The following is a 16,282-nucleotide window of genomic DNA, read 5'->3' on the forward strand; positions in this document are numbered from 1 at the left end:
CAGACCGCAGACTCTCATTGCAACAATGCAGCGATAGGTGTAAGTGTGTCGCGTATCAATGACTGCCTGCATACCCTCAGCCGATCTTGCGTCGTCTAGACCATCGGTCCCGACATGTCGCATACTTAAGCTCGTGGGTTTTCGCCGTGTCACGAGAAGATCCCTCGCGTATCGACGAGAAGCTTCGACTGCAATCGGCGTCTGTTGATATCCTTGAACTCGCGGTGATCGACCAACAGCAAAACTATATCGGCCGCTTCGATCGCGCTAGTGAGGCTAGTTAGCTCAACCTTCCCACGCAGCGCCTCTGGTAGGACCGCCACGTTTGGCTCAACCACCACAATGTCTGCCACGCGCTCGTCGGCTAGTTGATTGACAATGTCTATGGCCGGACTCTCACGCAAATCGTCGATATTGGCCTTGAATGCAAGACCGAGACAGGCAATCACTGGAGCCTTGAAACGTGCCGCCAGCCGCTTCGTCTGCTCGATTACGTAGTGAGACTTGCCGTCGTTCACTCCGCGCGCGGTTCGAATCAGTTTCGCCTCGTCAGGTGCGGAATCGACGATGAACCAGGGATCGACTGCAATGCAATGTCCGCCGACACCCGGACCAGGCTGAAGAATACTCACACGCGGATGGCGATTGGCGAGACGAATGAGTTCCCACACGTTGATGTCGAGTCGATCGCAGATCATCGACAGTTCATTTGCATAGGCAATGTTGACGTCACGAAACGCGTTTTCGGACAGCTTGCACATCTCCGCAGTACGAGCGTCTGTCAAGATGCAATCCCCTTGAACAAAGATCTGATATAGATCGCGAGCCAACTCGCCACAGCGGCGCGTCATGCCACCGATCACGCGGTCGTTCTGCACGAGCTCTCGAATCACGTGTCCCGGCAGAACGCGCTCCGGACAGTGGGCGATTCGTATGTCGGACTGCTCGCCAGCATGTTGCGGAAACGTCAGATCGGGGCGGCAATTAGCGAGCCATGCCGACATCTTTTCAGTCGCGCCCACCGGGGAGGTCGACTCGAGGACGACGATATCTCCCTTCTTAAGTACCGGGGCAATCGAACGGCTTGCCGCCTCTATGTAACTCAGGTCTGGCTTATTGCCGTCGCAAAACGGCGTCGGGACGGCAATGAGAAACGCGTCAGCTGGTTCAGGGATCAGTGTCGCGCGCAAATGGCCTTGGGTGACGGCCGCATGAACCAGCATGTCCAGTTCGGGTTCGACGATATGTATCTCGCCTTTGTTGATGGTATCGACCGCGCTTTGCGATACGTCGACGCCGACAACCTTCTTCCGGCGTGCGGCAAATGCTGCAGCAGTGGGCAAGCCGATATACCCAAGTCCAATAATGGAGATGACATCGAATGACATAGCGTTGGTCTCGTCGCTTAATAAGTCTTTTTTCTAGGAAGCTTCAACTGCTTGCCGCCGCACTACGCGCTCGAAAACGCAATGGTGGTGCTCGCGAGCAACCAGCGTCGTCGCTGCCGACATGATTCGGCTCAGGTCGCCCCCCCAACCGAACGGTCCCTATCTCTATTGCGTGGGCCGCTTGGTCGTGTCTCGCATAGCTAGCCCCCGGCGCTATTTCGTGGTCGTGCCGGTGCCGCCGGTTCCCCCCGTAGTACCGGTATTGCGGGGCCAAACCCTGCGACACGACGCCGTACTTCGAGCAGAAGTAATGTGTTCTACCGCCAATGTCAGTTGCACCGAAAGCAATGGACGGTTGACATTTGAAAAACTTGGGTACTTCCACATATACATCGGACATCAGATGCCGAAGAATCGTGTGATCTTCACGAGTAAATACCGCACCGCCGTCCGCTGGGTAGTTCGCTAATCCCCCGGACATCTCGACATAAGACAAAATGCCGATGGCACCCAGCCGGCCTGTTAAGCACAGATAAAACTGGGGGATTTTTCGACATGCCTTCCGCATCCAACTCGATCTGGAAACGCCGACACGGCGCAAACACAGCGCGGTCTTCGGTGGAAGACCGCATCGCTCTGCGTTGAGAAGACCACCTGATAACCCCCGATCAGGCGATCGTTTGAAACAGAATTCGCTGCAACTTATGTCTCTACTTCCTGCGCTATTCGGGCAGCGCGCAACCTATAAAGCACCATGCGTGCCAATTGCATTTATATTCTTGTAATTGTCGGCGGCTACTCCTTGAAGAGCGCGTCCACGCTTGATCTGTTGAGATAAGATCATCACGATGAACTGTCTGCCGACCTCGGTTAGATTGCAATGCACCCCGCGACGTTACGTAACGTCGCGAGCGCTTGTCACGCCTTCTGCCGTAGCGCCAACACACTCCCCAACCCAGCCTGCGGACGCGCGAACCAGAACCCCTGCACCAACGCGTCGGGCCACCGACTCACCCACTGAAACTGTTCTTGAGTATCCACGCCGCTCACCACCACTCGCACATCGAGTGCATGCAGCAGATCCATGATCGCGCTCATCACCGCTGCGCCACGTTTATCGCCCGGCACTGTCGCCATCAACTCGCGCGCGACAACGACGGTGTCTACATCGAGCGACCCGAGCAATGCGAGCGACGATGCGCCATTACCCCACTTGCCTATCGAAAGACCGACACCTGTTTCCCGAAGACCCTCGGTCAACGTACGCAAAGACAATAACTTTGCTGCCTCCGCGCTATCGGTAACTTCAATTTCAAGTAGAGAAGCCGGCACGCCATACGAATCGGCGACTCGCATGAGTTCCTCTGCGAAAGAATCGAGCAGCGCCACTTGCGCACGCACCGTGATCGCAACCGGTTGCATCGGCAGCTTCGCGTCGAGAGCGCCGCGTAATTCACGGCACACGCTGTCCACGACGAAAGAGAACATCTCGCGCGCGACGTTCGGATGTTCGAGCGGCATCATGAAAATGCCCGGCAGCAGTAAGCCGTAGTCCGGATGCGTCCATCGAACTTGCGCTTCAAGGCGCGCCAATACGCCACTCGCGGCGCGATAGGCGCCTTGAAACACGAGATGGAATTCTCCTGCGCGCAGTCCGTCGCCGACACGCCTTTCGAATTCGCTCAGGCCCAAGGAAGCATCGCCGGAAGTAGCCGCGTCATTGTGCGCAACACGGTCGATGCTTGAGTCCAATATGTTTGCAGACGATTCGGGTTGTGCATAGTCGAGCGTGTACATGGCGGAAATGTGTTATCCAACCCCGTCAACGTATGCACATGTCGTGCCAAGTACCCGGCTCAATGCGTAAAGAGAAGGGGAAGAGGAACAGAGAACCATGCCGCACAAGCGTTCTCGAGGAAAAGAACAAATTCCGCAGTGGGGCGAATCTGCTTCGCCAAACGTTTGCGTGAATCTGCGCGTAACGTAGCATTCCGCGTGACGTTACGCTGCTTCGCTCGCCACGTGATTGTGTGCGAAGACATTCAGCAAGACAATTTGACCGAGTGAAATAGATTGACTAGTATCACCGTCAACAGCAGCATGTAAAACTAATAACATCCACAGTACTCAGACCAGTCCGATGCTAGAAATTCCCCTTTCAGACGCCAATTGGGCTCGCGTCCAGAGTCTCTTCCCAGTGCTTTCATCAACACGTGGACGGCCTCGCCGCAGCGATCGCGACATCCTCAACGCGATACTCTGGCTGCAACAACGAAAAGAAAAATGGCACAGACTTCCTGCGACTTTCCCGCCGCAACAGACTTGCTATCTTAGGTACATGGCGTGGAAGAAGACCGGCGTGCTGGAACAAGTGAACGAGCGCCTTCCTCTGCACGATCCGGATATTTCGAACGTTTGATTAATACGTTTTCATTTGTCCGAATCCCATAACGACGGGGAGGTGAGGCGCGATCTAGCGGGTCACACCGATGACAAAACCGATCTCAGCGCCCCGGTTGCGAGATTGCCAGCCGACGTGCCCAGCGCGAAACGTGACCGGCACCGCCGCCCAATAAAAAACTCTCGGCGTCGGTGAAAACACTAAACGCAAGGCATCGACAATGTACAGTCAGGCGATTCAATTCGCCCTTGAACCGCTACAACGCAACAGCAAACGCTTCGCGCGGTTCTTCTTCACGCAGAATGTAGCCAAGCCCGCGCAAAGTCATGATCTTCGCGCTTGAGGCCGCGAGATGCTTGCGCAAACGGTGGATATAGATATCGATTGCATCGGCGCTCGGTTCGTCGTCGAGTGTGAAGACTTTGTCCATTAGCGTCGCCTTGGAAACTGTCTTGCCCTGTTTCAGCATCAACGTCTCGAGAATGGCATGTTCGCGCCGACGCAACGGCAAAGGCTCGCTTTGCAGCATGAATTCGCGCGAGTCGAATAGATAGCGCAAGTCGCCGCACTCGATCGACTGGCCCTTGTCGCCGGCCGCCTGACGGCGGATCAACGCGTTGATGCGCGCCAGCAGTTCGCGTGCGTCGAAGGGTTTGACGACATAGTCGTCGGCGCCGGCGGAAAAGCAGGCCACCTTGTCGTCGGTCGAGCCGTTCGCGGTCAGCATGAGCACCGGCACGTTGTCGCGTTTGCGACGCAGCCACGCGAGCACATCCTTGCCGCCAATGCCGGGCAAGCGCAAATCGAGCAACACAGCGTCGTAGCATTGCAGGCCAAGCAGCGTCTCGGCCTGTTCGCCGTTCTCTGCCCAGTCGATCACAAACTGCTCGACCTGCATCAGGTTCATCACCCAGCGCGCAAGTTCCGCATCATCTTCTACAAGCAGCAGTTTCATTATTCTTCCCTCATGTAGCCGCGCGTCATGTGGCGGCAGTCCATATTTGCATTCCCACCGTGGCGACAAGGCCAACACCATCCGCGCCGGATTCGAGCGTGACGGTGCCACCCTGGCGATGGGCAATCTCCCGCACGATCGGCAGGCCGAGGCCCGTGCCGTCTGCGTGACTCGACGCGCGATAGAAGCGTTCGAACACCCGCGCCCGCGCCTCGGCCTTGATACCCGGTCCATTGTCGATCACACGCACGATAGCCATGTCGTCACGGCGCTCGGTCTGCACGGTCACGCGGCCGCCCGGCTGGGTATAACGCAGCGCGTTGTCGACGAGATTGGTGACGAGCGCCGCGGTCAATGCCTCGTCGCCGGTAACGATCATTCCGTCTTCCAGCTCGGCGCCCAGATCGATTTCACGAGACTGCGCAAATGCAATCAACTCCTCAAGAACACCTGCAATCAACGCACTGAGATCGACGCGTTCGCACGCACCGACGGGCGCGGCGGACTCGGCCTGCGCGAGCAGCAGAAGTTTGTTGGTTAACGTGGTCAGCTTGCGGCTGCTTTTATGCATGCCCGCCAGCGCCTCGGCGAGTGGCGCGTCGTGGTTCTCACGCTGGCGCGCGAACTGGATTTGCGCCACCAGTAGCGTGAGCGGCGTGCGCATCTGGTGCGCGGCATCGGAAATGAATTGCCGCTGAGTCGCGGCCTGCTGACCCATACGCGCGATGCACTGGTTGATTGCATCGACAATCGGTCTTAGTTCGACATGCAAGCGCGCAACACGTATTGGCTGTAGCTGCGACGGATTGCGATCGGCGACGTCGTCTTTCACTTTCATCAGGGGACGCAACTCGAAAGTCAATCCGAGGTACACGAACACCATCGCGAGCACGAGCGTGAGCACCTCGCCGAATAGCTGCGGACGCAGCAGCCGCCACACCATCGCGTCTCGCGAGCCTTCGGTCTTTGCAACCGCGACGATGACTTCCTCCGTACGCCCCGTGTCGTAAAGTTGCCGGACGTAGGCAGCGGCGCGCACGGTGCGGCCATCTTCAAGACGGGTGACGTAGAGCGTTGGGTTGTCACCGGTGTGCGGCGGCAGTGGCAACTCCAGGCTGCCAGCTACCAGGCGGTGGCCGCTCGCCTCGATACGATAGAACACGCTGTCCTGTTCCGGCGACTCGAACAGCTCCAGCGCAGCCGGCGGAATCTGGATCGAGACATTGCCGTTGTCCCAATCGATATCCTCGCCGATGATACGCATCGACGAGAGCAACGCATTGTCCTGCACGAGATCCGCCGTGGTCTGCGCATTGCGGTAAGAGATCACACCGGAAATGGAAACGAATGCCGCCAGTGGCAGCAGTAGCCACCACAGCAAGCGTCCGCGCAAGCTGCCTGAAAACACGATGCGTCGCCCCTCTCTAAAGGATGCCGGCGCGCCTCGTCGAGAGAGGTGCGCCCAGCTTCCGCCTTACGGCTTTACTTCGTTGACGAACTGATTAGTGAACGTCCTCGACAGATCGATATGACGACCCTTCACCGACGGGTTGAAACCCGCCAGCACCTTGAGCACCGTTTCCGGCCCGTCGGCGGGCATCTTGCCGTCGGCGGTGTACATGGGTAGCGTCGCCTTTAACGCGCTCACATAGAGCGCCTTGTCATTGCCGATGTAGTCTTTCGGCATGTTCGCGGCGATCTCGTCTGCGCTATGTGTATTCAAATATCGCAACGTCTTCACAAACGCGCGTGCGAGTTTGGCCGCCTCCTGTGGATGCCTGTCGAGCCACGCGCTCTGCACATACAGGCTCGATGCCGGATACGTTCCGCCGAGCGCGGCGCGCGTGCCTTCGACATTGCGCATGTCCACCAGCACCTTGGCGTCACCGGATTTGAGCAACCGCGAGACGGTCGGCTCGGTAGTCATGCCGGCGTCGATCCGCCCTTGCCGGATCGCGGCGATAAAGCTGTTGTCCGCGCCCACCGGCAGCACCGTGTACTGTGAACGCGGCACCCCTTTCAGGCTGGCCAGGTACTGCGTGAGAAAGTTGGTCGACGAGCCGAGCCCCGTCACGCCGAGCGTTTTACCCTTCACGTCGGCCATGCTTTTGATCGAACCGGCCGCCCTGGTCGCGACCATCTCCACTTCGCCGGGAACCTGGCCGAACACAACAATCGCCTTGACTTCCTTACCCTTGGCTTGCAGGTCGATCGCGTGATCGTAGAAACCGACCACGGCCTGCACACCGCCCGCGAGCAATTCGTTTTCCGCATCGACGCCCGCCGGCTGCGATTGCAGTTCGACGTCGAGTCCCTCTGCCTGGAAGTAGCCTAGTTGTTCGGTAAGGCGTGCGGGCAGATAGATGAGCTTGGTAATGCCGCCCACCATGATGACGGTTTTTTCGGGCGAGTCCGCATGCGCGTGCGCTGCCGGCTGGGCGAGCAGCAAGATCGTGAGCGACGCCGCGACGGCGGCGTGGACGGCGCGCGCAACGCGCGTCGCAGCATGAGGCATGGTGGATGTCTCCGTTGTTTTCCGCATCCGCGGTGGGCGCCTGAGGGACCGCCTGCAAAAATTCTAGGCACGCGAAGCCTTCTCAAAGCTTTCGCCAATGGCTTTGCTGCCCTAACTGCGGGTTTGTCCTGAGTCGTGCTGAAGTAACGGCTCTAACCTGCTTTAAAACGCTCTGCCGCGGCTCGCGGAAACGTCACACTGATGTGCACGCCTTTGCCGCCCTCGCCCGGCTTGAGCGCGATCTCGCCGTGATGGGCGTCCGCGATTTCACGCACGATGGCGAGCCCCAGGCCGGTGCCCTCCGTATCCGCCGACGCCCGGAAGAACGGCTCGAACACGCGGCTGCGCGATTCGGCCGGAATGCCGGGACCATCGTCCAGCACGCTTACGGTGACCGTATCGGCGTCGGCGCTCACGCCCACGGTGACATGGCCGCCGCCGCCCGTATAGCGGATCGCGTTCTCCGCGAGATTGGCAATCAACGCCTGCAATAGCCCGCGATGCCCCGCCACCGGCGCGGCACCGTTCAGCTCTGCGCCTAGATCGATGTCTCTGGCCTGCGCGAGCAACGCGAGGTCCTCCACGACTTCCAACGCGAGCGGCACCAGGTCCACCGTTTCCACCGCGAGTTGCGTGTTGTCGGCGGCCTCGGCCTGCGCGAGCAGAAGCAGCTTGTTCGTGAGACCCACCATCGAACGATTACTGCGATGCATGGCGGCCAGTGCTTCGTCGAGCGCGGGGTTCAAGTCGTCCTGTTGCCGCGCGAACTGCAATTGCGTGCCGAGCAAAGTGAGCGGCGTGCGCAACTGATGTGCGGCGTCGGCGATAAAGCGGCGTTGCGCGGCCACCTGCACGCCGAGCCGCGCGATGCATTGATTGATCGCTTCCACGATCGGCCGCAACTCGGTGTGCAGACGCTCGACGCGAATCGGCTCCAGCTGCATCGGGTCGCGATCCGCCACCTCCTCTTTCACTTTCATCAGAGGCCGTAACTCGAAAGTGAGACCAATGCAAACCAGCGCCACCGCCAGCACGATCATTTCGATTTGCCGCACGAGTTGCGGTTGCCACAATTGCTGAGCCATGGCGTCACGCGAGCGCACGGTTTTGCCGACCGTCACGCGCACGCGGCGCGTCGCGCCGTTGTCGTACATGAGACGCACGAGCCCGGCTGCGCGCACATTGTGGCCTTGCAGATGGGTGTCGTAGTGATCCGGCGTATCGGCTGCCTGCGCCGGACGCGCGGGGAAATCGGGGGTTCCGGCGAGCAGCCGTCCGTCGTCGACCTGCACGCTGTAGAACACCTGGTCGCGGTAGGGCGAGACGAATACTTCGAGCGCGGCGGGCGGCACATCCACACGCAGAAAGCCGTCCACCCATTCCACTTCGCCCGCGATCATGCGCGCCGATGAAATCAACTGATTGTCCTGCACCAGATCCGCCGTGCGCCGCGCATTGTCGTATTCGGCCTTGCCGGTCACGAATACGTACAACGCGAGTGGCACCAGCAGCCACCACAGCAGGCGCATGCGCAGACTATTGGTCATCTTCTTTCTTGCGCAGCAGATAACCGAGACCGCGCAACGTGACGATCGCCGCCGAACTGCCGTCGAGTTTCTTGCGCAGACGCGAGATGTAGATTTCGACGGCATCTTCACTCGGCTCGTCGGCGAGCGTGAAGATAGCGTCGACCAGCGCCGGCTTCGTGACGGTTTTGCCCAGACGCAGGATCAACGTTTCGAGTACCGAACGCTCGCGTGGCGTGACGTTCAGCGGCGCGCCCTTCAGCGTGAACTGCCGCGTGTCGATGTCGAACGCGAGATCGCCGCACACCACTTCGCTCGCCTTGGAAGGTGACTGCCTGCGGATCGCCACCTTGATCCGCGCGATCAACTCGCGCACTTCGAACGGCTTGACGAGGTAATCGTCCGCGCCGGCGCCGAGCAGTTCCACTTTTTCGTCGATCGAACCGCTCGCCGTCAGAATCAGCACCGGCGTCGCGTCGCCGCGCTGACGCAGACGCCGCAGCACGTTCTTGCCCGACAGCTTGGGCAGATTCAGGTCGAGCAGGATCACGTCGTAGTGATTGGTGCGCAGAAGCAGGTCTGCGGCGTCGCCGTCCTGCACGGCGTCGAGCGCGAACGCCTCCTGCTCCAGCATCTTCGCGAGCCAGTGCGCCAGCGTGGGGTTGTCTTCGATCAGCAGCAGCTTCATGGCGGGAACGGCAAGAGTCAGGCCGTCGATTGTGCCGTAAAAAAAGGGGTTTGCGCGCGTGCTGTGTGTTGTGCGGGAACCGTCGCGACGTTTTAGGCAGGCTCGGGGGAACGTTGCGGGTTAACACCCATGATTTGGCCACACCCCCGAAAGCTGCCAGAAGGTTTCCCATTTCTATAATCGCCGTCATTCACCCAGAAAGCGCCGCATGCAGCACCCAGCGGCGACCAAACCTAAGGAGACTGCTTCATGCGTACCTTGCGCCAGATTGCCGCTGTATCAGGTGTTGCGTTCACCCTTGCGGCCGCTTCGGCCGCCGCTCACGCGGAAAAGCTCACGATCATGGTCGGCGGCGCCACCAAGATCATCTATCTGCCCGCCAAGCTGACGGAGCAACTCGGCTACTTCAAGGACGAAGGCCTCGACGTCGAAATCCTCTCGCAGCCGGCCGGCGTCGACGCGGAAAACGAACTGCTCGCCGGCGCGGTGCAAGGCGTGGTGGGCTTCTACGACCACACCATCGACCTGCAAAGCAAGGGCAAGGAAGTCCAGGCGCTGGTGATCTTCGGCCAGGTGCCGGGCGAAGTGGAAATGGTGTCCACCAAGGCTGCGGACAGTTTCAAGAGCATGGCCGACGCGAAGGGCAAAACGCTCGGCGTGACGGGGCTCGGTTCGTCGACCAGCTTCCTCACGCAATACCTCGCACAACGTGCGGGCGTGCCGTCCACGCAATACACGCTGCTGCCTGTTGGCGCGGACAACAGCTTCATCGCGGCAATCAAGCAGAGCCGTATCGACGCGGGCATGACGACCGAGCCGACCGTCTCGCAGTTGCTGAAGACCGGCGACGCCAAGGTGCTGGTCGATATGCGTACGCTGGAAGGCACGCGTGCCGCGCTCGGCGGCACCTATCCGGCTTCGAGCTTCTACGTTCAGCGCGCGTGGGCTGAGTCGCACAAGGACGACGCCGCGAAGCTCTCGCACGCTTTCGCAAAGACGCTGAACTTCATCGCGACGCATAGCGCCGAAGAGATTGCCGCGAAGATGCCGAAAGACTACTACGGCAACAACAAAGACCTGTACGTCGGCGCGCTGAAGGCGTCGCTGCCAATGTTCACGAAAGACGGCAAGATGCCCGCCGACGGTCCGGATACCGTGCTGAAAGTGCTGTCGGCGTTCAATCCTTCAGTGAAGGGTAAGCATATCGACCTCGCCAAGACTTACACCAACGACTACGTGTCGGCGCCGGTCAAGACGGCGGCGAAATAGCGCCTTTTTCAACATCCCGAGAACAACGAGGCACCAGCCGATGAACCAACCTTTGTCACGCGACACGCCAGCGATCGAGATGCGCAACGTGTCGTGCCGTTTCATCTCCCCTGATGGCAAGGCGACGATCGCGTTGCGCGACTTCAGCATGTCGGTGGCGCGCGGCGAATTCGTCGCCGTGGTCGGACCCACGGGTTGCGGCAAGTCCACCACGCTCAGCATGATTACCGGCCTGCTGAAGCCCACCACGGGCGAAGTTCGCGTGATGGGCGCGCCGGTGGACGGCATCGATCCGCGTATCGGTTTCGTCTTTCAGGCCGACGCCGTATTCCCGTGGCGTTCGGTGCTCGACAACGTCGCCGCGGGTCCGCTGTATCGCGGCCGTTCGAAATCCGCCGCGTACGACGAAGCCAACGAATGGCTGCGTCGCGTGGGCCTCGACAAGTTCGGCAAGCACTATCCGCATCAACTGTCCGGTGGCATGAGAAAGCGCGTGGCGCTCGCGCAGACCTTTATCAACAAGCCGGAAATCCTGCTGATGGACGAGCCGTTCTCGGCGCTCGACATGCAGACCCGCACGCTGATGCAGGACGAACTGCTGCAACTGTGGGGCGGCGCCGGCTCAGTGGTGTTCGTCACGCACGATCTGGAAGAAGCGATTGCACTTGCCGACCGTGTATTCGTGCTGACCGCGCGCCCGGCGACATTGAAGAAGGTGTATGAAATCGATCTGCCGCGTCCGCGGGTCACCTCGGAGATTCGCTACGAGCCGCGTTTTATCGAAATCTCGCGCGACATCTGGCATGACTTGCGCGAAGAAGTGCAGATCGGTTAATCAAGGAACGGCAAACATGTCTACTACCCCTCAACGAATGATGCCCTCGGGCATCGACGCCGCGTCGCTCGCCCACGTCGAACGTGTGGCGCAAAAACGCATCCGGCAACGTCAGGCACTGGTAATCACGCTGCGTATCGTCGTGCTGGTCGTCGTGCTCGGCGGCTGGGAACTGTCCGCGCGCCTGAAGTGGATCGATCCGTTCTTCTTCTCGATGCCGAGCGCCATTTTCGAACAGATCGTCGACTGGTTCGTGAACGGCACTTCGCAAGGTCCGCTGCTGACGCAAGTGTGGGTCACCCTCGAAGAAACCGGACTCGGCTTCATTATCGGTTCGGTGGCCGGTGTGTTCTGCGGCATCGTGCTGGGTCGCAACAAGCTGCTCTCCGACGTCTTCAGTCTTTACATCAAGATCGCCAACTCGATTCCGCGCGTGGTGCTCGGGTCGGTGTTCGTGATTGCACTGGGACTGGGCATGGCGTCGAAGGTGGCGCTGGCGGTGGTGATGGTGTTCTTCGTCGTGTTCGCCAACGCTTTCCAGGGCGTGCGTGAAGCGGATCGCTACATGATCGCGAATGCGCAGATTCTCGGCGCGTCGCGCCGCCAGGTGACGACCTCGGTGGTGATCCCGTCGGCATTGAGCTGGATTCTCGCGAGCTTGCACGTGAGCTTCGGGTTCGCGCTGGTCGGTGCGGTGGTCGGCGAATTCCTCGGCTCGAAGCAAGGTATCGGACTCTTGATCTCAACTGCGCAAGGCGCGTTCAACGCAAGCGGCGTGTTCGCCGCGATGATTGTGTTGGCCGTGGTCGCACTGGCAGCGGACTATCTGTTGACTGCGGTCGAACAGCGGCTGTTGAAGTGGCGGCCGGCTGCGGTTTGAGCGAGCGACATTAGCCGAGTAGAAGCTCACGTTTAAAAAACGCCGTTCAGTCACAGGCTGAACGGCGTTTTGTTTTTGGCAAAATGAAAGATTAAAGTAAGGCCCAATTAACCTGGCTGGATTTTTTCAAGCAAGGAGCCATTCGCGCATTCAGGATGGCTGATTAATACTTGAATTTGAATGCAACCCATCCGTCTCCTTCACATGGTGGAGGCAAGTCCGACTCTCTGAACCGTCGCCGAACGACAAAGCCCCAGCGTGCACCTTTCCTTGCAATACGAAGCTTTTCGATAACGCACATCTCTGGTGCGCTGCGCAGAATTCGACAAGGAAGCCGGTGATCGTCTCCGCCCTGTGTCCCGCCAGATTGTCCGGCAAGTGTCGCGTTCAATCCTGGCGGAACTTCCGCAATGAGGTGCCGCAAGGGCGGCGCCAAGGGTTTGAAGGAGAGGGACATGAAGAAGGCTCTGATCATCGCAGGCGGACTGCTTTGCGGGTTCGCATGGCAAGCGCACGCTCAGGACGCCAGCACGGAGAGTACCGCGCAAGCTCAACCGACAGCGGCCGACGCAATGGGCGGGCAGCCCTCCACTACTTCGATGTCCGGCGGTCCGGCAAAAGCACAGGGACTCACGCGTGCGGACGTCTACCAGCAGCTCATTCAAGCGCAAAAAAGCGGCGAAGCAGCGCGCTTGCAAGATCTGTTCAAGGGAGGCAACTAAACTGTGCTGTGGCATGGGGCCGGCCGCCTGGTTGAATAATTTGCCGCCGGCTCCATTGCATGCATGACGCGTATTTGTCCTGTCGCCCGACAGGACACATACGGCGTCTGATCGAAACACCTCATTTTCCCGCCCCTCCCTCGCAGCCTGTCTCCCGCCGGCAAACTCACCCTCGTCATTCGTTGGTCGCCACGCAACACATTCCCGCGCTCAAACCCATCGCGATTGCCTACACGCCCGTTGCATAAGGCACTGTGCGCAATGGCACGGTCGATGCGTAATAACCACCACCCAGTCGTGCACTTACCAACATCGGTTGAATCGAGGTGCGTCATGTCGAGTGTGCAGAGCCAACGTCGGCCAGTGAATTGGCGAAGCCGGCCTTTTTCCGCAGACGGCCGTTCAAAGCGTCATACGGCGAGCCGCAACTTCTCAGCGGGATTCGTGCCGTTCGGCTTGCGGACCGCCGGCTTCATCGGGCGAGGTCCGAAACAATTGTGGCCGTATGTTTTGCCGTGGGTGTTCGCGGTGCTTACCGTCGGTTTTTTCTGCCTCGTCGTACGCGGCGTACTTACGCGGCAATTGCTGGTGCCGCCCGTCGAGACGCCGCAGTCGCTGGTGGAACGCGGCTATACATCGAACTTCCTCGCGGAACGCATCATGTCTTCGATGCGGGCGATCGGACAGGACGCCGAGTCGATTCCGCACGACACCATGACGGACAACGACGCACAACCGGACATTCAGATCCCCGGTCAGGAGATGTCGTACGCGACCACCGTGCGCTTCATTAAAGGCGTCATCAAACGCACGGACGTTGTCGTTCATGTCGGCATCACGAAGGTCAACGACAGCGCGGATTCCTACGTGGCGCATGTGCAGATTGAAGGCGGTCCGTTTGATTCCCGCGAAAGCACGGTGTCCTTCGAAGGTCGCGATCTGGAGAAGTTCGTGCACGACATTGCGGTCAAAGCCATGCGCCTGGCGGAGCCGAATATTCTCGCCAGTCATCTCTATTCGCAAGTGCAGAGAACCAAGTGTTCGCTCGCGCAATGCGACTACGGCGAGATCGTCACGATCTACAACGAAGTGCTCGCACTGCCCGCCTCCGAGCAAGGCGAATGGGCGCTCGCCGGCAAAGCGTGGCTGCTTGCCAATCAGGGGCTGTCCAAAGAGGCCGAGCAGCAAACCCGCGAGGCACTGACCGTGTACCAGCATTCAGCGGTGCTGCACGCAAGCCTTGGCATTGCACTCGAACAGCAGCATCGCATCGACGACGCACTCGAAGCCCTGCGAACCGGCGCGAGCGAGAAGTCGAAGACGGCGGAAAATCTGCGTCTTCTCGGCGACGTGCTGTTGCATGCGAATCGCTATTCGGAAGCACTGGATGCATTCAAGCAGGCCGACAGAATGAAGCCGGACTCTGTCGACAATCTGCACGATTGGGGCGAAGCGCTCGTCACTGCCGGCCGCTATGACGAAGCAATCGAAAAGCTCTCTCGCGCCGTTGCATTGCGCCCCGATCTGGCGCCCTCTTACGCGGAATGGGGCCGGGCACTGGATCGCAAAGGCGATCTGTCCGGCGCCTCGCGCAAATACGCGCAAGCGTTGCAACTCGACGCGGGCACTTTGTCAACGCGGGAAACTCATCTGGCGCGGCTTGCCAGAGCGGCGCAGGGAGGCAACCGCCCAGACGCGTCAAAACCCGACGGCGGAGTCAGACCCGTTTCGAATCCACCCGCCTCGCTTGCGTTGCAAACCGCGTAACGCACACCCGGCCTTGCAGAAAGTTTAGCCCCGCAGCACCCAACCGTTGCAGTAATACACCCAGTTGACGAGGAGATGTTCGATGGACAGTTTCGAAGATGCGTTCAAGGCTCTGATCGGTAGTGAAGGCGGTTACTCCTTCAATCCGCACGACCCTGGCGGTGAAACGATGTGGGGCGTCACGGCGCGCGTGGCACGAAGCGCGGGCTATGCCGGCGCCATGAAAGACCTGCCGCTGGATACCGCCAGACAGATCGCCAAACAGAAATACTGGGACCCGCTGCACCTCGACGAACTCGACCCGCGCGTCGCCTTCCAGATCTTCGACGCCAACTACAACGGCGGCCTGGTGGTGCTGTGGATGCAAAAAGCTTCCGGTGCGAAAGAGGACGGCAAGTTCGGCCCCGACACACTCGATGCAATCAAGAGCGCCGACCCCTTGAAGTTTGTCATGCGCTTCGCCGCTTATCGCTTGCGTTACCTGCGCAACCTGCACGCATGGCCGAACTTCAGCCGTGGATGGACCGAAAGAATGGCCGCTAATCTTCTCCTGGGAGCAGCATGATGGACTGGTCTAAAGTAGCGTCGAACATCGGCAGCAGCGCGCCGCTTCTCGCCGGCCTCGTGGGTGGTCCGATTGGCGTAGGCGTGAGCGCCGCCGCTGCGATCATTTCGCATGCGCTCGGCACGCCGAGCGACCCGGGCGTGGTGGAACTCGCGTTGAATGATCCCGGCGCACTCGAAAAGGTCCGGCAAGCCGAGAGTGCGAACTCGTTGCAGTTGCAACAGTTGATGGTCACCGCCGCCCAGGCGAGCCTCGCGCATGAAAGCGATATGGCGCGCATCCAGGCCGCCGATCGGGCCGACGCGCGCGCAATGGGTATCAGCAATAAGGACTGGGTGCCCAAAGTCCTTGCGATGGCGGTCACCGCCGGCTTCTTCGGCATTCTGCTGCTCATGGCCTTCCAGCCGCTGCCGGGCGCGAACAAAGATCTCGTCAACGTGATCGTCGGCGCATTGGGTACGGCGTGGATCAGCATCATCGGCTACTACTTCGGCACGTCGGTAGGATCGATGCGAAAGACCGAACTGCTCGCCAAGCCCAGCGTGCCCATCACCCCGGACAGCGCGCTCACGCTGCGTGAGCCCGCCACGGCTTCAACGGCGCGGCCACAAGCGGCGCCGGCTCCGTCGCACAGCGAGGCATTCCAGCAATTCACGCCGGGTGGACAGGGCCCGATTTTCTCGGGCAGTTAATGGCGATTCGTTCACGGACCAGACGCAGCGCGCGGCGAGAGAACGGCTCGGCGCGTGCCACGTCGCACGTATCCCTCCC

Annotated in this window: 15 protein-coding genes; 8 read left to right on the top strand and 7 right to left on the bottom strand. The window is 60.0% G+C overall.

Annotated elements, in window-relative coordinates; translation table 11 throughout:
- Nucleotides 1-149: 149 nt before the first annotated feature.
- A complete protein-coding gene (wecC, locus tag B0G73_RS05610; protein ID WP_106278693.1) occupies nt 150-1,388 on the bottom strand; it encodes a UDP-N-acetyl-D-mannosamine dehydrogenase in 1,239 nt (412 codons plus the stop codon).
- Nucleotides 1,389-2,306: 918 nt separating this feature from the next.
- Nucleotides 2,307-3,017 (bottom strand): EAL domain-containing protein, encoded by a 711-nt coding sequence (locus B0G73_RS05620; RefSeq protein WP_258193190.1) that lies wholly within the window; start codon nt 3,015-3,017, stop codon nt 2,307-2,309.
- 511 nt (nt 3,018-3,528) lie between these two features.
- Here B0G73_RS05620 and B0G73_RS41845 point away from each other — a divergent pair.
- A complete protein-coding gene (locus tag B0G73_RS41845; protein WP_106278699.1) occupies nt 3,529-3,807 on the top strand; it encodes a transposase in 279 nt (92 codons plus the stop codon).
- 238 nt (nt 3,808-4,045) lie between these two features.
- On the opposite strand, the gene B0G73_RS05630 is transcribed toward B0G73_RS41845, so the two are convergent.
- The 5 genes from B0G73_RS05630 to B0G73_RS05650 form a co-directional block, all read right to left on the bottom strand.
- Nucleotides 4,046-4,744: a response regulator transcription factor gene (locus tag B0G73_RS05630; protein ID WP_106278701.1), complete on the bottom strand. Its 699-nt coding sequence runs from the start codon at nt 4,742-4,744 to the stop codon at nt 4,046-4,048.
- Between the two features lie 25 nt (nt 4,745-4,769).
- A complete protein-coding gene (locus B0G73_RS05635) occupies nt 4,770-6,152 on the bottom strand; it encodes a sensor histidine kinase (RefSeq protein ID WP_106278704.1) in 1,383 nt (460 codons plus the stop codon).
- Nucleotides 6,153-6,218: 66 nt separating this feature from the next.
- Nucleotides 6,219-7,259, bottom strand: a complete 1,041-nt coding sequence (locus tag B0G73_RS05640) for an ABC transporter substrate-binding protein (protein WP_106278706.1) — start codon at nt 7,257-7,259, stop codon at nt 6,219-6,221.
- Nucleotides 7,260-7,411: 152 nt separating this feature from the next.
- Nucleotides 7,412-8,806, bottom strand: a complete 1,395-nt coding sequence (locus B0G73_RS05645) for a sensor histidine kinase (protein ID WP_106278709.1) — start codon at nt 8,804-8,806, stop codon at nt 7,412-7,414.
- Nucleotides 8,796-9,473: a response regulator gene (locus B0G73_RS05650; RefSeq protein ID WP_106278712.1), complete on the bottom strand. Its 678-nt coding sequence runs from the start codon at nt 9,471-9,473 to the stop codon at nt 8,796-8,798. The genes B0G73_RS05645 and B0G73_RS05650 overlap by 11 nt, the downstream gene beginning before the upstream one ends.
- 249 nt (nt 9,474-9,722) lie before the next feature.
- On the opposite strand from B0G73_RS05650, the gene B0G73_RS05655 reads away from it, so the two are divergent.
- From B0G73_RS05655 to B0G73_RS05685, 7 genes are all read left to right on the top strand, one after another.
- Nucleotides 9,723-10,742, top strand: a complete 1,020-nt coding sequence (locus tag B0G73_RS05655) for an ABC transporter substrate-binding protein (RefSeq protein WP_106278713.1) — start codon at nt 9,723-9,725, stop codon at nt 10,740-10,742.
- 40 nt (nt 10,743-10,782) lie between these two features.
- Nucleotides 10,783-11,577 carry an ABC transporter ATP-binding protein gene (locus B0G73_RS05660; protein WP_012425936.1) on the top strand — a complete coding sequence of 265 codons (795 nt, stop codon included), beginning with the start codon at nt 10,783-10,785 and terminating at the stop codon, nt 11,575-11,577.
- A gap of 16 nt (nt 11,578-11,593) precedes the next feature.
- The gene (locus B0G73_RS05665; RefSeq protein WP_106278716.1) at nt 11,594-12,457 is read left to right on the top strand and encodes an ABC transporter permease; all 864 of its coding nucleotides are present in this window, start codon (nt 11,594-11,596) and stop codon (nt 12,455-12,457) included.
- Between the two features lie 455 nt (nt 12,458-12,912).
- Nucleotides 12,913-13,179, top strand: a complete 267-nt coding sequence (locus tag B0G73_RS05670) for a hypothetical protein (protein ID WP_106278718.1) — start codon at nt 12,913-12,915, stop codon at nt 13,177-13,179.
- Nucleotides 13,180-13,512: 333 nt separating this feature from the next.
- Entirely contained in the window at nt 13,513-14,946 is a 1,434-nt protein-coding gene (locus B0G73_RS05675) for a tetratricopeptide repeat protein (protein ID WP_106278720.1), read from the top strand.
- Nucleotides 14,947-15,028: 82 nt separating this feature from the next.
- Complete coding sequence (locus B0G73_RS05680; protein WP_106278723.1) at nt 15,029-15,511, top strand: glycoside hydrolase family 108 protein; 483 nt, start codon at nt 15,029-15,031, stop codon at nt 15,509-15,511.
- Nucleotides 15,511-16,203 carry a hypothetical protein gene (locus tag B0G73_RS05685; protein ID WP_106279170.1) on the top strand — a complete coding sequence of 231 codons (693 nt, stop codon included), beginning with the start codon at nt 15,511-15,513 and terminating at the stop codon, nt 16,201-16,203. Before B0G73_RS05680 ends, B0G73_RS05685 begins: the two co-directional genes overlap by 1 nt.
- Nucleotides 16,204-16,282: the final 79 nt, after the last annotated feature.

Origin of the sequence: Paraburkholderia sp. BL25I1N1, from assembly GCF_003002025.1 — a bacterium.
Taxonomy (GTDB): domain Bacteria; phylum Pseudomonadota; class Gammaproteobacteria; order Burkholderiales; family Burkholderiaceae; genus Paraburkholderia.